The 18864-nt window shown below is 46.0% G+C and carries 18 protein-coding genes and 1 riboswitch; of the genes, 13 read left to right on the top strand and 5 right to left on the bottom strand.

Annotated features, from left to right (window positions below):
* Window positions 1–115: 115 nt before the first annotated feature.
* A complete protein-coding gene (locus tag ACKA06_RS01815) occupies window positions 116–1081 on the bottom strand; it encodes a nuclease-related domain-containing protein (RefSeq protein ID WP_411158919.1) in 966 nt (321 codons plus the stop codon).
* Between the two features lie 306 nt (window positions 1082–1387).
* On the opposite strand from ACKA06_RS01815, the gene ACKA06_RS01810 reads away from it, so the two are divergent.
* Window positions 1388–1936: a histidine phosphatase family protein gene (locus tag ACKA06_RS01810; protein WP_411158918.1), complete on the top strand. Its 549-nt coding sequence runs from the start codon at window positions 1388–1390 to the stop codon at window positions 1934–1936.
* A gap of 172 nt (window positions 1937–2108) precedes the next feature.
* Here the strand turns inward: ACKA06_RS01810 and ACKA06_RS01805 are convergent, their stop codons facing one another.
* On the bottom strand, window positions 2109–2432 hold the full coding sequence (locus ACKA06_RS01805; protein ID WP_032085495.1) for a general stress protein: 324 nt from the start codon (window positions 2430–2432) through the stop codon (window positions 2109–2111).
* A gap of 112 nt (window positions 2433–2544) precedes the next feature.
* Here ACKA06_RS01805 and ACKA06_RS01800 point away from each other — a divergent pair, with 112 nt between their 5' ends.
* The 8 genes from ACKA06_RS01800 to ACKA06_RS01765 all read left to right on the top strand — a co-directional run bounded on the left by ACKA06_RS01800 (window position 2545) and on the right by ACKA06_RS01765 (window position 12110).
* Entirely contained in the window at window positions 2545–2904 is a 360-nt protein-coding gene (locus ACKA06_RS01800; protein ID WP_156522393.1) for a thioredoxin family protein, read from the top strand.
* A gap of 247 nt (window positions 2905–3151) precedes the next feature.
* Window positions 3152–3451 carry a hypothetical protein gene (locus tag ACKA06_RS01795; RefSeq protein WP_032085497.1) on the top strand — a complete coding sequence of 100 codons (300 nt, stop codon included), beginning with the start codon at window positions 3152–3154 and terminating at the stop codon, window positions 3449–3451.
* An 85-nt stretch (window positions 3452–3536) separates the two neighbouring features.
* A riboswitch (TPP riboswitch) is annotated at window positions 3537–3641 on the top strand.
* 68 nt (window positions 3642–3709) lie between these two features.
* Window positions 3710–4306, top strand: coding sequence for an energy-coupled thiamine transporter ThiT (gene thiT / locus ACKA06_RS01790; RefSeq protein ID WP_411158917.1), 597 nt, complete (start codon window positions 3710–3712; stop codon window positions 4304–4306).
* 118 nt (window positions 4307–4424) lie between these two features.
* Window positions 4425–5186, top strand: coding sequence for a threonine/serine exporter family protein (locus tag ACKA06_RS01785; RefSeq protein WP_058299075.1), 762 nt, complete (start codon window positions 4425–4427; stop codon window positions 5184–5186).
* 31 nt (window positions 5187–5217) lie between these two features.
* The gene (locus ACKA06_RS01780) at window positions 5218–5673 is read left to right on the top strand and encodes a threonine/serine exporter family protein (RefSeq protein ID WP_032085500.1); all 456 of its coding nucleotides are present in this window, start codon (window positions 5218–5220) and stop codon (window positions 5671–5673) included.
* A gap of 124 nt (window positions 5674–5797) precedes the next feature.
* Window positions 5798–7972, top strand: a complete 2175-nt coding sequence (locus ACKA06_RS01775; RefSeq protein ID WP_411158916.1) for a beta-propeller domain-containing protein — start codon at window positions 5798–5800, stop codon at window positions 7970–7972.
* Between the two features lie 681 nt (window positions 7973–8653).
* Window positions 8654–10366, top strand: coding sequence for an ABC transporter ATP-binding protein (locus tag ACKA06_RS01770; RefSeq protein WP_052011267.1), 1713 nt, complete (start codon window positions 8654–8656; stop codon window positions 10364–10366).
* Window positions 10329–12110, top strand: coding sequence for an ABC transporter ATP-binding protein (locus tag ACKA06_RS01765; protein WP_411158915.1), 1782 nt, complete (start codon window positions 10329–10331; stop codon window positions 12108–12110). The genes ACKA06_RS01770 and ACKA06_RS01765 overlap by 38 nt, the downstream gene beginning before the upstream one ends.
* A gap of 421 nt (window positions 12111–12531) precedes the next feature.
* On the opposite strand, the gene ACKA06_RS01760 is transcribed toward ACKA06_RS01765, so the two are convergent.
* Window positions 12532–12954 carry a pyridoxamine 5'-phosphate oxidase family protein gene (locus tag ACKA06_RS01760; protein WP_411158914.1) on the bottom strand — a complete coding sequence of 141 codons (423 nt, stop codon included), beginning with the start codon at window positions 12952–12954 and terminating at the stop codon, window positions 12532–12534.
* Window positions 12955–13120: 166 nt separating this feature from the next.
* Between ACKA06_RS01760 and ACKA06_RS01755 the strand changes: the two genes are divergently transcribed.
* Window positions 13121–13771: a uracil-DNA glycosylase gene (locus tag ACKA06_RS01755; RefSeq protein ID WP_411158956.1), complete on the top strand. Its 651-nt coding sequence runs from the start codon at window positions 13121–13123 to the stop codon at window positions 13769–13771.
* Window positions 13772–13786: 15 nt separating this feature from the next.
* Complete coding sequence (locus ACKA06_RS01750; protein ID WP_032085504.1) at window positions 13787–14314, top strand: DUF421 domain-containing protein; 528 nt, start codon at window positions 13787–13789, stop codon at window positions 14312–14314.
* Between the two features lie 85 nt (window positions 14315–14399).
* On the opposite strand, the gene ACKA06_RS01745 is transcribed toward ACKA06_RS01750, so the two are convergent.
* Window positions 14400–14648, bottom strand: a complete 249-nt coding sequence (locus tag ACKA06_RS01745; RefSeq protein ID WP_032085505.1) for an alpha/beta-type small acid-soluble spore protein — start codon at window positions 14646–14648, stop codon at window positions 14400–14402.
* Window positions 14649–14879: 231 nt separating this feature from the next.
* Here ACKA06_RS01745 and ACKA06_RS01740 point away from each other — a divergent pair, with 231 nt between their 5' ends.
* Complete coding sequence (locus ACKA06_RS01740) at window positions 14880–16289, top strand: alanine/glycine:cation symporter family protein (protein ID WP_232353907.1); 1410 nt, start codon at window positions 14880–14882, stop codon at window positions 16287–16289.
* Window positions 16290–16475: 186 nt separating this feature from the next.
* Entirely contained in the window at window positions 16476–17645 is a 1170-nt protein-coding gene (locus tag ACKA06_RS01735) for an acyl-CoA dehydrogenase family protein (protein WP_411158913.1), read from the top strand.
* A 47-nt stretch (window positions 17646–17692) separates the two neighbouring features.
* Here the strand turns inward: ACKA06_RS01735 and ACKA06_RS01730 are convergent, their stop codons facing one another.
* On the bottom strand, window positions 17693–18766 hold the full coding sequence (locus ACKA06_RS01730; protein ID WP_411158912.1) for an aromatic acid exporter family protein: 1074 nt from the start codon (window positions 18764–18766) through the stop codon (window positions 17693–17695).
* Window positions 18767–18864 lie beyond the last annotated feature (98 nt).

Below are 18864 nucleotides of genomic sequence, written 5' to 3'. Positions count from 1 at the left end.
CTTTTTTATGGTTTAAGAAATGTCATCAGCAAGGTGGACCCTTGAGGTGTTTACTAAACGGACTGCAGCAATAGATCATGGAGGGTTTGTTGGGTGTAAGGAGATATGACGTTTCTTAGGGTTTTGTGTAAAAAGCTCCTTTACCTTTACCATGAGGGATCAAGCCGGAATTCTGAAGGATATGAAAGGCCACTTTACGGGAAGGAAGGCAAAGGAAGCGTCTTAATTCATTGTTTGTCATTTTACTGTTTACCAAAAGGAAATAATCTTCAATGGCTTTCAGGTGACCAGATGGGGACTGCTTAGAACATTTTGGACATAGCCAGGATTTACTGATTCTTATCATCGGGAAGTTTCCGCAATGTTCACATTGGACCCCCGGGAGGATTTCCTCCTTCGTAAGGTTATACGTTTGCAAGTAATTCGAAGGGGCATCTTCGTGATGGGTAAGAATGAGCTTCTTGATCTTTTTCAGTGTTTTATCTGTCAAAGTGTTCGTTTTGTAGAGATGGTTTAATTGTATAATCCGGTCGATGACATTTTGAGAATGAATGATATTAAGATATGGAGATTGGGCTTCCGGGCGGGAGGTATACTCAATGGTAGTGGATGGATTGCTGATGACGACGAGGTATTCGATGGGGAGCAGGGGTATCTTATGAAGCGATAACCACTTTTGAAGGAAGTGCTTTTGCCGTCTGACTTGGGAAATCGGATCGATAAATCCTTCTTGTGTGTCTTTGTAAATCCTTGTACATTGTTTGATCTGTGGGTCGATCCTGACGATTCCGGAGACGTTTTTCACTTCAATAGCCAGGATGTAGTAAGGAGTCAGCAGGAGGGTATCGATTTGAAAGTAGTGGGGGTCGAGGGGAAGGCGGATGTCGAAGAAGAGCCAGTAATTTTTCCCGGTCAGGAAGCTCAAATGATAATCGACGGCTTTTTCACCGTTGTAGCCGGCCTTTCTTTTCTTCAAATCAAGCTCGATCAGGGGCTTTGTTTCATGAAAGGGGGCGAGCCGCGTCAATAAAGCTTCGTTTTCCAGTATTTTTAACGGGATTGTTCGTTCTTTTAGTATCAAAACATCACTCCTTAAAGGTTGATATAGGTTTATTCGCCATAGAGAGGGAAAATCCCTCTATTAAATTTGTAATAAATGGAATATTATTGTAGATATGATCCATTTTAAGGATTTATGTTCCATTCTGGAGAAATATGTTCCATTCTGCGAATTTATGATCCTTTAAGAATGATTCTAATTAACAGAGGTCGGCCATGCTATGCGACCTCAACTATGGGGCTGGGTGACAAGCCGGAAAACACCAATACGAACCAAACCCAAAAGGAACATACATATTCACTACAAAAACCCCAAAAGGAGCACCCAATGAAAATAGGACTAATCAGACACTACAAAGTAAAAAGGGGATATCCGAATTCAATCGTGTCCTCGGCTGAATTGATGAAGTGGGTGGAAGAATATGAAGCTTCAGATGTAGAAGAAAATGATGTGGATCTGAACGGGATTGAATGGAAGTCCTGCTATTCGAGCAGCATGCAGCGAGCAGAAATCACGGCACGCAGCATCTACGACAGGGATATCATTTTCCTGGATGAATTAAGGGAGGTTCCGTTATCACCGCTCTTTCCTCCGAAGCTGAAGCTGCCGCTGTTCATTCATTTGCTCGGCATCCGCCTGGCTTGGTGGTTCAACCATCCGTCGCAGGCTGTAAGCAAGAAAGAGGTTCTGGAAAAGATAAATAAAGTCTTAGACAGGGTCATCTCAGAGAATCAGGACGTATTGATTGTAGGGCACGGCGGAGTGATGATGTTCATGAGAAAGGAACTGATCAGGCGCGGGTTTTCGGGTCCTGCATTCAGAAGGCCGCAAAATGGTGTGGTCTACCTTTTTGAAAAAGAAAATGAAAAAGGATGATCCCAACCCGCGGGCTCATCCTTTTGTTCATTATTAACTATATCACGCGGACCCCGGAGACGCTTCACAGAGTCTAAACACTCAAATCAAAACAGCCGGGCCGTTCAAGGAATCGATTTATCAAGCAGGATCAGCTAGGCCGTTGTGACGCCTAGAATTTTCGCGCCAAAAATCAATCCTGAACCAACAGCAAAATCTTGCCTTCATCCAGCTTTTCTTCGTACTGATCGGCTTCCTCTTTGGAAAAGCCCATCTCCTGAAGCTGGTTGCGCAGTTCGTCGCCTTTGCTTAAGATCATATTTCCGACAGCTGTACCGATGCCCGTTTCCCTTGCGCCGATTTCATTCGCGTTCGCATTGTCGGCCACACGCTCTGTGCGGTCATCGTCATGTGATAGTACATATAGGTTCTTTTTGCTTATGCCTTGAGAAGATAATTTTTCAACTTCAGAAATCAGTTCCTTATCATTGTAGAATTCCTTAACAGTTGGTTTCAAGTGAATCTCCTCCATAGTCATTTTCGTTTACAGTCGTTCTTTTCCCGTTTTGTAAAAAGATAAACATGGCCGCCTCGCGATTTCAGAAGGGCAGAATGGGGAATAGTTAACCATATCAGTTTATACAGAAAGGAAGGGATGGAAGGTGAAAGAGCAGCATACCCTTGAAGAAATAAAGAATACGATACATTCAGAAAAAATGGTGCTTTTATATATTTCACGGCCGAATTGCTCTGTGTGTCATGCTTTGCTGCCGCAGGTGGAAGAAGTGTTGAAAAAGTATCCAAGCATAAAAGCTGTACATGCGGATGCGGAAGAAGTTCCTGAGATTGCAGGAGAGTATTCTATTTTCACCGTACCTGTTTTGATTGTGTTTATCGAAGGGAAAGAGATGATGAGGAAGGCCCGATTTGTCCCGATCGATGAACTGGACAGCGGATTATCGAGGATGATCTCCGCTCTTGAAGATTAAACAAACGTTTGATTAAAAGAACCGGGTCCTTGCGCTGCAAGGGATGAGGGAGTTAAACGATCGTTTAAGATTATTCTGGAGGGCTGCCTCCTCGTGGCAGCCCCGTCCTGTCAGTAATAGTGACACTGCATGCTTATTCTAAAAACAGTTCAAAAAGTAGCTCTTTTGTCATGTCCTGCTGAATAGGTATATAATAGAGATAATACACGGAAGATTCAGAATTATTTCCGTAGGAAGGAGGGAATGGATGCTGAGGTTGTCCAGAGCAAGTAAAGTTACCATTTCAGTTGCTGCTATTATTCTATTTATCGCTGCCAACCAGATTACGTTTGTTCAACACTTTACTGCCCGAGCGGCCACCAAACTTTATGTGGGATGGAAGTATAACCATCTCGACCTTGAATACGAAGACGTGGAGTTTTCTCCGCAATTCGGCGATTACTCGGTTGCCTATAAAGATAAAGAAGGCAGAGTCTATGGTTTCATGGTTGCCCCTAAGTCGATGCCGGTTATCATCCTGCACGATCCGCTTAATGAAAGTCCTTGATCGTTTCCTTCAATTTCATGTCCGCAATTTCTTTTACTATTGGATGTTTTCGTGTATAATACGTACTGAATTATAATTTAATAAACGTGACCACAAGGGGAGCGATTTGCTGAGAGTGAACGGCACTGCCTGTTCTGACCCTTTGAACCTGTTAGTTAGTACTAGCGTAGGAATGTGGATGATATAGGATCACTATGCCTATTTGAATTGACTGACTCTCCCTTATGGTTTCGTTTTAAAAAAGGGGAGATTTTTTTTATGAAATCTTTAAGTTTGGTCGTCATGATCGAAGCTGCATTGATGGCTGCATTTGCGTTGATTCTGGACCTGCTGCCGTCGATTGATCTTTCGCCGAGTATTTCCATTTCGTTCTCGATGGTGCCTATCTTCATCCTGGCATTCCGAAGAGGGGTGAAAGCGAGCCTGCTGGCCGGATTTGTGTGGGGTGTCCTGCAGGTGGCGCTCGGCAATGCGTGGATTGTCACACCTGTTCAAATGATCATTGAGTATTTCATTGCCTTCACGTTCATTGGATTTGCGGGTGTCTTTGTCAACCGCATCCAGCAGTCACTGCGTTCCGAAAATAAATCCAAGGTGTATGCCTGGATTATCGCGGCAACCGTACTTGGAAGTGCGGCCCGTTATTTCTGGCATTTCATCGCCGGCTTCATTTTCTTTAAAGAGTATGCGCCGGAAGGCATGTCGCCGGTCCTGTTCTCACTTTTTGCAAACGGGGTGACGATGCTCGGTTCGGCAGTGTTGTGTTCAATCGTGCTTGTCCTCTTGAGTGCCACTGCTCCGCGCCTGATCAGGCAGGGTGTGAATGCACAGCATGATCAGCGGAAAGCTTCATAAATACGTGTAAGGCCAGCCGATCCCAAATCCGGGGTCGGTTTTTTCATGTCTTCATTGCTTAGAGGCACACTTATCCTATAAACTATACCTATTCAAAAAATGCGCATGGAGAGATCTTATGGAAGCAAAAATGATAAGAAGGTATGACATAATGGAAGTTTGTCTGCTGGCAGGAAAGATCATGCTGCAGAGCGGGGCGGAAACGTATCGGGTCGAGGATACGATGATGAGGATTGCGGCTTCCTACGGGATCAAAGAATCGCACAGCTATGTGACACCGACCGGGATCATCTTTTCCATCGAAACGGATGAACCGACCAAAACCAAGCTGATCCGCATCAATGAGCGGTCGACCGATCTTGAAAAAGTCACCCTTGTGAACGGGATTTCAAGGAAGATCAGCGAGGGCTTATACAGCATAGAAGAGGCTTACAGCGAGCTGGAGGAACTTGAGAAATCGGATCATTCCTATTCCTTTTTGGTTCAGGTTTTTGCCGCATCAATCGCGAGCGGATGTTTTCTGATTATGTTCCTTGGAAGATGGGATGATTTTATCCCAGCGTTCATTACGGGAGGTGCCGGCTATATGAGTGTCGTGTATTTGCATCGGTTCGTACCGATTAAATTCTTTGCAGAGTTCCTTGCGTCGTTCATTATCGGGATTCTATCCTTTATGTTTGTCCACTTCGGGGCGGGACAGGAGCTGGATAAAATCATCATCGGTTCGGTCATGCCGCTTGTACCCGGGCTTCTGATCACAAATGCCGTCCGCGACCTGATGGCAGGCCATCTGGTGTCGGGATTATCTAAAGGGGCGGAAGCGTTTTTGACCGCGTTTGCGATCGGGACAGGCATCGCGGTGGTATTCACCATCATATAGTGCCGAACATGATTAAAAGGAGTGAATAGGGATGTTCATCATCAACCATCTGATTACCAGTTTCATCGCCGCTGCAGCATTCGGCATCATTTTTAATGCTCCGAAAAAGTCCCTGTTCAAGTGCGGGATCGTCGGAATGCTCGGCTGGGTCATCTATATGCTGATGTTTCTGAATGAAACGGATGCGGTCCTCGCCACGCTGCTCGCGTCATTTGTTGTAGCGGTCATCAGCCAGTTCTTTGCTAAAATGTATAAAACACCTGTCATCATCTTCAGTGTGGCAGGGATCATCCCCCTTGTGCCGGGCGGCCTTGCTTATGATGCCATGAGAAACTTCGTGGAAAATGACTACAATGCGGCAATCACCCTTGCCGCAAAGGCGTTTATGATTTCGGGTTCGATCGCGGTCGGGCTTATCTTTTCGGAGGTCATCAACCAAATCATACGCAATGCCAGGTTCAATGCAAGTGCTCGGAGAATGAGATAGACATTAAAATGACCTTGGGTACAGGGTCTTTTTTTTATGGAGAATTATCCGTGAGCTTGTCCTGTAACTTTCTTCCACCTTATCCGTCTAATGTGAAAATAGAACATAAAGGTGGGTCAACCATATGAAGAAACCCTATTTCTATCTCTTAATCCTTGCGGGAATCGTGTTGTGTGCTGCTTCTGGACTTTATATTTATCTGCAAAAGCCATCGGTCATGGCAGAGGGAAGTATTGATGGAAAGCTGATGGTGATGGAGGGAAATCCGTGGAGCCTTCAGTTCTCGGCCCCGGTCAGGAAAAGTACCGTCAATTCGAAAAATATTTCAGTCAAGGATTCCGATGGCCGTAAAGTCAACGTTTCATTCAAACTCGACGATGATCTTAAAACTCTATATATCGAGCCCCCGGCCGGCGGTTATCCGGATGAGCCCCGCCATTTCACTCTTTCAGTCACCTCCGGCCTCAAGACGAAAATGGGATTTTCCTACAGTGGAGACACGAATTTGACCTTTGCCGTTACGGAAACCCTGCCTGCATTCGATTCAACCAAAGAATTAACCAATTATTTTAAAACCATCGTAAAAAGACAAAAAGCACAGCAAAAAGCAGAGTTCAGCCTTTTCCGCAACAGCAGGACCGAATCATCTGAAGACAAGGCGGCATCCGGGGAAAGTTCCGGATCAGCCCACTCGGAAACGAATAACCAGGTTCAGGGTGTGGATGAAGGGGATATCGTCAAAACAGATGGGACATATATCTATCAGGTGAAAAACGGGGAACTTGTCATCTCTAAGGCAGTTCCGGCTGACAGCATGGAGGTTGTCTCTAAAGTGCCCTTCAAAGAAAATATCAATCCCCGGCATTTATTCCTGGACAGGGACAAGGTGGTGGTGATTGGTGACAGCTGGACTCATTACGTTGAGCCCAAAGCAGCTGAAGACATCATCCGCCGCCCGGTACAAGGCTCAGCATTTGCGATGGTTTATGATATCTCAGATAAAGATAAGCCGGTATTTGAACGGAAGGTAGAAGTGGAAGGGCATTATATGACGTCCAGGAAAATAGGAGAGAACATTTATTTTATTGCCAATTTATATCCCGATTATTGGATGGCCGACAAGAATTCAGATATCGATTTGAGACCGAGGGTGATGGATAGTGAATCCGGTGAAAAACTTACACCCATTCCACTCAGCCGGATCAAATACTTCCCGCAGTCGATGCAGCCGAACTATACAATGATTGCATCTCTCAACATTGCTGATCCGAAAGGAGAATTCAACGTCCAGACATATCTGGGAAGCGGAAACGGGATGTATATGTCAAAAGAAAATCTTTATATTGCCGTTGAAAAGGTTGGGGATCCGGACAAATGGGACGTATCAAGTACGGAAGTATATAAATTTGCCGTGAAAAATTCAAATGTAACATTTAAAGCTTCCGGAAATGTGCCGGGAAGAATTCTGAATCAGTTCTCCATGGATGAACATGAAGGGTATTTCAGGATTGCCACAACGGATGGAGAGGTATGGAACGACGACCGGCCTTCTTCGAATGCCCTTTACATTATGGACGGAAACATGAAGAAAACGGGTGAAGTCACCGATCTAGCGAAGGGTGAGCGGATTTATTCTGTAAGATTCATGGGGGATAAGGCGTATATCGTCACATTCAAGCAGGTGGATCCGTTGTTTGTCATCGACACGGCTGATCCTGAGCAGCCAAAGGTACTAGGGGAATTGAAGATTCCCGGTTTCAGTACGTATCTCCATCCAATCGGAGAAAATCATTTGATCGGTTTCGGGTTCGATACCAAGATCATGGATGATGGTAAATCATTTAACGGTGAGCCCCGGATCACACGGAACGGTATGAAAATCTCATTGTTTGATATTACGGATTTCAATAATCCCAAGGAAGCTGACACAGAGATCATCGGGGGTGCAGGCACCCATTCACCCCTCTTGGAGGATCATAAAGCGCTCTTTCGTGAGCCTATAAGGAATTTATACGGATTTCCTGTCTCTGTCTATCATGACAAAGAAGGAAGCGAATATGAGCAGGTATTTGATTACCAGGGTGCGCTGCTATATGAAATCACGCCGGAAAACGGTATTGAACGAAAGGCAGTGCTGACTGCGGAAGAAGGTAGGCAGAAGGATATCTATGAAAGCTGGGAGAATAATGTCCAGCGCCTTCTCTATATCGACGATCATGTGTATACTTTATCCAATCAAAAGATTGACGCGTACTCGCTGGGTGATTTTAAAAAAGAAAGCTCGCTGATGATCGAGTAAGCCGGGGGGAAGGGACTAAACTAAAAAGCTACAATATAAAGACGAACAATATCAGTATAGGTTTTTTTATACCGCTAATGATTTCCGTGCAAGACTTCGCTTTCCGCGGGTAGCACGTGAGCCTCCTCGTCGCTGCGCTCCTGCGGGGTCTCACCTGTCCAGCTGCAGGGCTTAGAGGCACATGTCATAAGTCAAACCGGCCAAGAAGGCAAAGAACGCCTTCGTGGCCGATTCGTCTTATGCCACACGCCTCTGAACAAAGCCCTTCCGCTTTTCTTATAAGCTACTCTTCCCGCATGAGTCTTCGCCTTGCACTCCAATCAACCGCTAGATAGGCTGGAAAAGCTAAATGTAATGTGAACAATTATAAACCCGAACTGATTTGCCTCATCGTGTGCAAATTAGTTCGGGTTTTACTTTGATTCAAATACCTTGGTCCCGGCCACTTTCCTTATACAGCAGGTTCTACACTTGAAAGTTCAGAAAAAGTTTCACGTGAAACCTTTCCTCTGTGTCATATGGGAAGAGGGGGGGCTTGTGAACCTATTATTGAAGTCACCAAACTACCCACCAACATTAAAAAGCGATATCATGGTACATATATACATATGATAAGAACGAGAGCGTGAGGGGTGTGTGAAATTGAGGATAATCGGTTTTTTGAAGCCCTATCGGTGGGCGATGGGGATTGCTTGGACATTGATGCTTGTAGAGCTCGCTGTTGAGCTTTTGAATCCATTATTCATGGCGAAGATCATTGATCAGGGAATCTTGAAGGAGGATATGGATGTGGTGCTCTTATGGGGCGGGATCATGGTCGGAATGTCATTTCTTTCATTTCTCTCCGGAGTGACGAATTCCTTCTTTGCTGCCCATACGAGCCAGGGCTTCGGATATGATGTGCGTGAAAGTTTATATAAGAAAATACAATCGTTTTCGTTTGCGAGTTTCAACCGGCTGCCTGCATCATCGCTCATCACGCGGCTGACAAATGATGTGAGGCAGCTCCAGAATACGATTTTTATGAGTTTACGAATCATGCTCAGGGCACCGCTGCTTGTCGTCGGATCAACAATCATGGCTTTGATTGTAAACGTGAAGCTGGCCGTCATTCTGCTCATCGTGATCCCTGTCCTGTGGCTGTTCTTATTGTGGGTCCTTAAGAGAGGGTGGAGTTTATTTGAAAAGGTACAAAAGCGGCTTGACCGGGTAAATGAAGTGATGAAGGAAAATTTGTCCGGCATCAGGCTCATCAAAGCCTATACAAGGGGAGAGCATGAGGAAAAACGATTCCACGGCGCCAATGAAGATTTAAAAGACAGGACTGTGAGCGCCCTAAGGTTCATGGAAATCATCATGCCCTTGTTGATGCTGGTGATGAACGGCGCCATCCTGGTCATCCTCTGGTCGGGGGGGACGGCGGTGAATACCGGCAGCGCGCAGGTGGGCGAGGTCGTGGCAATCGTTACATATGCGACGAGGATTTCTTCCGTATTTTCCATCTTTTCATTTATCATCACGAGTTTCTCGCGGGCACGTGCTTCTGCGGACCGGGTGGAAGAAGTGCTGAATACAGAAGTTGATTTAAGGGACGGACAAGAAGCGAGAATTGAAAATAAAGTCACCCGCGGGGATGTTGTGTTCGATGGAGTTTCCTTTCAATATCCTGAAACGAGGGGGCTTGTCCTCCAGGATGTCTCATTTCATGCCGCAGCAGGGGCGACCGTATCCGTGCTGGGGGCGACCGGTTCAGGAAAGTCGACTCTGTTTCAGCTGCTCCCGAGAATGTATGACACGACGGAAGGTGAAATTAAGGTAGACGGCCATCCGCTGCGAGCGTTTACGTTGGAAAATCTGAGAAAAAGCATCGGGTATGTTCCTCAGGAAGCGGTCCTCTTTTCCGGTTCGGTGAGGGAAAATCTTTTATGGGGAAAAGAGCATGCGTCTGATGAAGAAATGATCGAGGCTGCCAAGGATGCACAGATCCATGATACGATAGTGAATCTGAAGGATGGGTATGAAACGGAACTGGGGCAGAAGGGAGTGAATCTTTCGGGAGGTCAGAAGCAGAGGCTGTCGATTGCGAGGGCGCTGATCAGAAGACCGAAAATCCTCCTGCTGGATGACAGTACGAGTGCACTCGATTTGAAGACGGAAGCGAAACTGCAGGAAGCGATCAAGAAATATGATTGCACCACGATCATCATCACACAGAAAATCAGCACGGCGATGGAGTCGGATTCCATCCTTCTTCTTGAAGACGGAGTGGTCATCGGGAACGGATCCCATGAAACCCTTCTGAAAGAATCGGAACTCTATCAACGGATTTATCAATCTCAGTTCGGGGAGGTGCACCATGTCCAGGCATATGAGAAAAAAGCTCGGCAAGGATGACAAAGCAAGGGATACGAAAGGGACGCTGCAAAGATTATGGGTTTATCTCTCAAAGATGAAAGGCCTCCTTTATCTCGTCATCCTGATGGTCATCATCAGTTCTGCAGCCTCCCTTCTGGGTCCGTTTTTAGTGGGCAGGGCCATCGATGATTTCATCGTCACGAAAGATGCCTCTGGGATCATCACCCTTCTTGCAGGCCTGGTGATCGTCTATATCCTTCACTCGGCATCTGTCTGGTTCCAGAACTACTGGATGATCGGTGTGGCCCAGGACACTGTCTACCGGTTGAGGAAGGATTTGTTCCACCGGCTGCATCTGCTGTCGATCCCTTTTTTTGATAAAAGAAAGCACGGGGAGCTCATGAGCAGGGTCACGAATGATATTGATAATGTCAGTAATACATTGAATAGTTCCTTCATCCAGATCATTTCCAGTGTGCTGACACTGGCAGGAACCGCAGTAGTCATGCTGTGGCTGAGTCCCCTCTTGACGCTGATCACGCTCACGATCGTCCCTCTCATGGTACTCGGGATGAAATGGATCACGAAGAGGACAGGGCCGCTGTTCAGGCAATACCAGCACAATATCGGTGAGCTGAATGGGTATATTGAAGAAACGATTTCGGGACACAGCATCATTAAGACGTTTTCGCGGGAAGAGACCGCGATTGATGAATTCCAAGGGAAAAACAAAAAACTCCGGACAGCAGCATATTGGGCAGATACATATTCAGGTTTCATCCCGAAATTGATGAATATGCTGAACAACCTGAGCTTTGCCGTCATAGCCGGCGTCGGGGGGATCTTTGCGCTGAATGGCATGGTCACGATCGGTGTGATTGTGATTTTTGCTGAATATGCAAGGCAGTTCACCCGTCCGCTCAATGAACTCGCCAATCAATACAACACATTGTTATCAGCCATTGCAGGAGCTGAGCGTGTTTTTCAAATCATTGATGAAGAAGAAGAAGCAAGGGATGAAGAGAATGCGGAAGAAATACATTCACTCCATGGGAAAATTGAGTTCCATCACGTTCATTTTTCTTATGGACAGGATGATTCGACCCTTCAGGATGTTACGTTTTCCATCAACCCGGGTGAAACGGTGGCCCTCGTCGGACCGACCGGCGCCGGGAAGACGACGATCACAAACTTGTTATCCCGATTTTATGATCATAATCAAGGCAGGATCCTGATTGACGGCCGGGATATCGAGACGCTCACTCGTAAAAGTCTTCGAAGGCAGCTTGGATTTGTGCTTCAGGACAGCTTCCTCTTCCAGGGGACGATCATGGAAAACATCCGCTACGGAAGGCTTCACGCATCTGACGCGGAAGTGGTGGAGGCTGCGAAATTGGCAAATGCGCATTCCTTCATCGAGAAGATGCCGAAAGGATATAACACGGTTCTCAGGAACGACGGAAGCGGCATAAGCCAGGGACAGAAGCAGCTGTTGTCGATTGCACGGGCAATCCTGTCAGATCCATCGATCCTCATACTTGATGAAGCCACCTCAAGCATCGATACCATTACGGAGCTGAAGATCCAGGATGCGCTGAAAAACCTGATGAAGGACCGTACATCAGTCGTGGTCGCCCACAGGCTGAACACGATCCGCCAGGCCGACCAGATACTCGTCCTCGACCAGGGGCGGATCATCGAAAAAGGAACCCATGAAGAGCTCCTGGCGCAAAAAGGCTTTTACCACGGCCTCTATCACAGTCAGTTGAAAGAGACGAGTTAATAAGAAAAGGCCCATCCCTCAGTCAGGACGGGCCTTAAAATGGACAAAGCCCCCAGTAAGCGTCGGCGCTTCCTGAGGGCTTTTAAAATTGGTGAGGGACTGAACTTCCTGTCAGTGCTCCCTCCATCATGCCTTAATCGGAAAGGCATGTTCTGTAACTTGCAACATCACAAGTAATATATTTATTTCCTTTAAACGTATTCAGATAATAAACAGCCGCGGGCAATTCCTTGAGTCGTTTGATGAACCTAAACGACGTAAGCCCTACCTCTCTTACATCCTTACGGCTCCGAAGCCGATCCAGTGTGAATAAGTACATATCAAAACCGAATAGAATTACAGATTATCTGCTCTAGTCGTTTTAATTATGTCACAAGTTAACAATGATTAAATATATCATGCATTTGACTACTTGTCAACATTATAATTCAAGTGTGTGCGGCGACCCTTCATCATCATTCATCAATCGGATGGTATCAGGAGTGATTTTCAACACGATATAATTGGGATCATCCTTGCCGTCGAACCACTTTTCCATATGCTCATTCCAAAGCTTCTCCTTATATTCCCGGGACTCTTCGATCGATGCCTTTCCCTGAATTTCAACAAAAGTATCCCCGTATCCTTCGCCTTCATACCCGAGGAGGATATGGACATTCGGGTTCTCCTCAATTTCTTCCGTTTTATGTGTTTCTTTGCTTGTTGGTGTATAAAGAGTCAGATCATCATTGAAAAAAGTCATATAGCGTGAATGGGGTTTCCTGCCTTTTACCGTTGCCAGCGTCCCCACCTTGCTTTCCTCAAGGACTTTCGTTATCTGCTGTTTAAGCTCAGTTTGATTCATCAATGCCATCTCCTTGTTCTGGTATATCCATACTATTCCTTAACAAAAGAAGAAATAAACATATGGATGTGTAAAGCGGGAGGCCGGTTGGGTATAAAGAAACTAACAGAGATGCGGCCGTTTCCGCCAGAGCGTTCCGCAGGCGGAGGGGCGGCCGATGAAAAGGATGATGGAAGTGCTGCCGAAAGATTTGGTTGAACAATGCAAAAAAAGAATGGAGCAATACAATTGTGAAGGGTTTGTTTATGGCCGCGGTCCTGAGAATCCAGAAATCATGATCGTGGGGGAAGCCCCTGGAGAAACGGAAATTCATAATGGAATTCCTTTCAGCGGCAGGGCGGGGAAGGTCCTGAACGAATTTTTTGAATACCTGGGTGTTTCGCGGGATGATATTTATTTTACTTCTACAGTGAGGAGCAGACCTTTTAAAATCGTACACAAAGAGGGCCCGGATGGTGAAATCATCGAAAAGAAATACAACCGGGCACCGAATATGAAGGAACAGCTTGCCCATGCGCCGATTGTCGATTATGAAATCCGCCATGTAAAGCCGAAGCAGATTGTAACCCTCGGCAACATCGGCCTGCAGAGGCTGCTTGGTAAGAACTATAAAATCTCGGAAGTCCATGGGAGACTGATTCAGGCGCCGGTCCGCAGGCTAAAAGATATGAATACAAACGAATGGACTCTCAGCGAAGAGGAATATTCAATATTTCCGACCTTTCATCCAGCGTCCATCTTTTATAATCGGTCCCTGCTTGAAAAAGTATATGAAGACCTGGATGAGCTGAAGAAAATCTTAACCAGCAAGAAATGATAAAGGAGGCATAAGATGCTTATTGGCAGTCTATATGGCATTTACCGTATCCTGGTCGTCGGGATCCTCGCATATATCTCACTGGTCGCATTGTTGAGGTTATCGGGAAAAAGGACGCTGTCTAAATTAAATGCCTATGACCTGGTGGTAACCGTTTCGATCGGGGCAATCCTGTCACAGATCCTTTTGAATAAGAAAGTGCCCTTGATAGAAGGTGTGGCCGCCATAGTACTGTTAATTACTTTACAGTTTATCGGTACCTGGATGTCTTCCCGCTCTGAAACGTTCAGCACCCTCCTTAAATCATCGCCGGCGCTTCTTTATTACAAGGATCAGTTTCATGAGAGAGTTCTCAGAAAGGAACGCATTACAAAGAGGGAAGTCCTTCAGGTGGTGCGAAATGCCGGTTACGCATCCCTGCAAGACGTTAATATAGTCATTTTGGAAAGTGATGGAGGATTTTCGGTTATCGGCCACACTGCTGAAGAAGATTCTGATTCACTTAAACATGTATTTGGATATGGGGAAGGGAAAAAGGACTGAATTCGTAAATTGAATTCAGTCCTTTTTCATGGATTATATGTGCAGGCAGCACTGCTGCTTCGACCTGTACATGCTTAAGCACCCTTCATTTCTTATTTAAATTTTCCTGAGCCATCCTCACTAACTCCTTGACCATATTCCCGCCCATCCGGCCGCCGATCTTCCCAGCCTGTTCGGAAGTCAGTTTCCCGTTGTAGCCGTTATCCAGAGGGATTCCCTGCTCCCTGGCAGCTTCAAACTTCGCTTCCTTCGGGTCGCTTACACCTGAAACCTTTGCTTTCAGCTGATCCATTGCCAGCCGGGCTTCTGGCACTAAAAGTTTTCTTCTCGACATGATATAACCTCCTTTTGACATTAGGGTGCCCAAAAAATTTTTTTATACAGGCCGGGTACTGCTATGAAAGGGTTTTGGAGTATAACGGCTTTTTTACGGAGAAAAAAAGATTGTCTAATTTGTGTCAAATAAAATATAATTCTTAATAGTTAGATAATTTTTGGGAGAAAAGGGGGAAACACTGTGGAAGAAATTGTAGGCAAATTGGTGGGTATTCTTTGGTCACCCGTGATGATTTACTTTTGTTTAGGTGTAGGTCTTTTATTTTCTATCTTAACAAGGTTTTTGCAGGTGCGTCTCATTAAGGACATGGTGGTTCAAATGTTTAAAGGGAGCAGCTCGAAATCCGGGGTATCCTCATTCCAGTCTCTGGCACTATCCTTGTCAGGGCGTGTAGGGACAGGGAATATCGCGGGTACGGCAACCGCCATCGCATTCGGCGGACCGGGTGCGGTCTTCTGGATGTGGGCCATCGCTTTCATCGGGGCGAGCAGCGCCTTCATCGAATCGACACTGGCACAGATCTATAAAGTAAAACAGGATGGGGAATACCGCGGGGGACCGGCGTATTATATTGAAAAAGGGATCGGCGTGAAGTGGTATGCAGTACTATTTTCACTGGCTACACTCCTTGCGATTGGGGTATTGATGCCGGGGATCCAATCAAACTCCATTGCACAGGGACTTGATAATGCGTTTGGAGTTAATACGTCCGTGACAGGAATCGGATTAGTCATCCTTCTTGCCGTGATCATCTTCGGGGGAGTTAAGCGTATTGCAGGTGTAGCTTCCTACGTCGTGCCATTCATGGCTGTTGCTTATATCCTTCTGGCTCTTGTGATTGTGGGGATGAACATTGGAGAGATTCCTGGTGTCATTTCACTTATTTTCAAAAGTGCATTCGGTGCAGACGCAGCATTCGGAGGAATCATCGGAAGCGCGATTGCCTGGGGAGTAAAACGAGGAGTCTACTCCAACGAAGCAGGTCAGGGTACTGGACCTCACCATGCAGCAGCAGCTGAAGTATCCCACCCGGCCAAACAAGGTTTGGTGCAGGCATCTTCCGTTTACATTGATACGCTTCTAGTTTGTTCGGCAACGGCATTCATGATTTTATTTACAGGTGCCTATAACGTAGAAAAACCTGACGGGACTGCGCTTGTCACGAACCTGGAAGGCGTTGAGGCAGGTCCTGCTTATACGCAGGCAGCGATTGAATCGGTCATTCCAGGCTTTGGTGCAGGTTTCGTAGCGATCGCACTATTCTTCTTTGCCTTTACAACCATCATGGCATATTACTATATGGCTGAAACGAATGTGGCGTATTTATTAAAAGGCAAAAACGCCAAGCCGGCCATTTTTATTCTCAAGCTTGTCCTGCTTGGAGTCACATTCTACGGAGCCGTAAAAGAAGCGGCGCTTGCATGGGCACTTGGGGATATCGGGCTTGGCCTCATGGTATGGCTCAACCTGATTGCCATCCTGATTCTTGCAAAGCCTGCTCTTCGTACCCTCAAGGATTACGAAGCACAGAAGAAGCAGGGGCTTGATCCGGTCTTTAACTCGACAAAGCTTGGTATCAAGAACGCTGAGTATTGGGAACAGGAATACAAGGTGGATAAAGAAGAGAACGCTTCATAACACAGGAAAAAACCTGCTGCATCGTCAACATTGCAGCAGGTTTTTTGTGTGCTTTCAAATCTGGCAGGTGTCACGAAACGACGAATAATAATTAATCAGATTGGTTTAATGGGACAAAATCTTTGTTTACTTAAAATAGATTGATTATCATAGAAGTAAGTCAATGTCGGCAGAGGAGGATTTTTAGTGGATTTATATGAATCATATCTTCAAAACGATCGTCAGCGAAAACTGCTGGAAATGGCAGGAAAGCTGGCAGATACATTTTCTGCACGTGCTGAAAGGTTTGACAGGGAAGAGGCTTTCCCATTTGAAAATTTCTCTGATATAAAGAAATCAGGTTATGCGTCCTTGAGCGTGCCGAGGGAATATGGCGGGGAAGAGATCAGTTTGTATGAAATGGTGATGCTTCAGGAAAGGCTGGCCACAGGGGATGCCGCTACATCGCTGTCAATCGGCTGGCATATCGGCGGGTTAATGGAACTCACTGAAAACCGTCCCTGGAAGGAAGAAACGTTCAAGAGCCTATGTGCAAAAGTCGTCAAAGACAAGGCGCTTATAAACCGGGCGGCAACGGAGCCGGCAACCGGAAGCCCGACCAGGGGAGGCCTTCCTGAAACAAAGGCGGACCAAACCGAAGATGGATGGATATTGAACGGACGCAAAACATTCACCTCGATGGCCAGGGTGCTGGATTATTCTTTGGTGTCGGCTCGAATCGGTGAATCCGGTGAGAAAGGATTCTTCCTTATCGATCATACTCAGGAAGGGGTATCGATTGAAGAGACCTGGGATACCATCTCTATGAAAGGTACGGGCAGTGATGATCTCGTCCTTCAGGATGTAACTGTTGCAGGGAATGCCCTGGTAGAACGGGACAGTGATGCACGTGATTCCCGGGAGGAGCTGCCGAAAGCATGGCTGCTGCATATCCCGGCCTGTTACATAGGAGTCGCGATTGCAGCCAGGAATGAGGCCATCAATTTTGCCAAAGAGTACTCTCCCAACAGCCTGCCGGGTCCGATCAAAGACGTTCCGGAGGTCAGAAGGAAAATTGGAGAAATTGAACTGGAGCTCTTCAAAGCAAGGCAGATTCTTTATTCAGTCGCCGATAAGTGGGATAAGGAACCGGATAAGAGGCACGGGATGGCAGCAGAGCTTGCCTCTGTAAAGCATATCGTGACAAACAGTGCTTTCCGGATTGTCGACACCGCCATGCGGATCGTCGGGGCAAGAAGCCTGTTCAGATCAAACCCTATGCAAAGGTACTACAGGGATGTAAGAGCAGGTCTCCATAACCCGCCGATGGATGACATGGTCATCTCCATGCTCGCTGGTAAAGCGTTAAAAGAATAATAGCCGTTATAAAAGGATCGCAGGAACAATGGTTCCACGCGATCCTTTTATACTTGCAGTGATTTCTCCAAGACGTTTTCATGCTGTTTTTCCAATACATGCAGTTCATTCAGCTCCTCCAATAAATCATGGATGGACAGCAGTTCATATAGTAAGATTGTCTCGCAGGAAAAATAATGTCTGATCGATTCCATGGTCCGGTTGTGAAGCTCCTCATGATCCTCCCAGAATTCCTGAAGCAACTCTTTCATCAAGAGGAAATGTCCATCCTCCATGTCATAAGAAGGATGATGGAGAATATTCTTGAGTGAATGAACAGCCTGGAGAATCTTATCCTTCTCCTGAGGAGTAAAAGACTTATCATGCACAGGGAGATAGATGAGATTGCCGATATGAAAATGGATCTGCCTTAACAGGTTGAGCTTCTTGAAATGATAATGATGGTTCCGCAGTGCTTTCCGGCTGGAACGGTGGAGCTTCATTTCTTCTTTTTCATATTCACACAGAAGATTTGTTTTATCGATCTCACGCGTGATGTCAGTGAAGATCATCTTCGTTTCCAGGTGCAGGGAGTTTCCCTTAATAACTTCGTTCACTCTTCTTTCTAATAAGTTCCCCGTTTTTACATATAAGTCATGGATATTCCTGCTTATGATCGGTGAATATTTAGGCGGAAGGATCCACAGATTGACCAGGGTGGATACGATCAGTCCCAAACTGGTTGTACCCAGCCTGATAAAGAATGTTGCAACATAATGATCATGAATCGTGGGGATCATGGCTATACCGGTCAAAGTAGCCACAAGTATCCCGGCATCAAGACGAAGCTTGTGGCAGGTTATGATCGTCAGGATGGCAACCAGTGCATACGCGATTGCGTGATCTCCGAGAAGCGGGGAAATGATCACCGCAAATAACGCACCCAATGCAGATGCGGGAAATCGGACAAACGCTTTTTTTATGGAATCTGCTGCAGTCGGCTCGATTGTCACAATGGCCGTAATGACAGCAAACATAGCGGGCCAGTTTAACAGTTCGCAGACAAAGGCCGTCAAAAAAACCGCAATCCCGGTCTTCGCAATCCGTCCCCCCGCAAACCTGAAACGTTTAAGAAAATTCATATAAGACTACCCTTTCAAAAAATCAATCCTATTACTATTATAAAGAAAATAGTGAAAAAATGAAAAAAACCATAAAACAAAAAAGAACTGTCCGGAAT

The sequence above is a fragment of the Rossellomorea oryzaecorticis genome, from assembly GCF_045897515.1.
In the GTDB taxonomy this organism is placed as follows: Bacteria; Bacillota; Bacilli; order Bacillales; family Bacillaceae_B; genus Rossellomorea; species Rossellomorea enclensis.
Note: the sequence above shows the minus strand (reverse complement) of the source record. Positions and strands in the feature narration are given on the sequence as shown.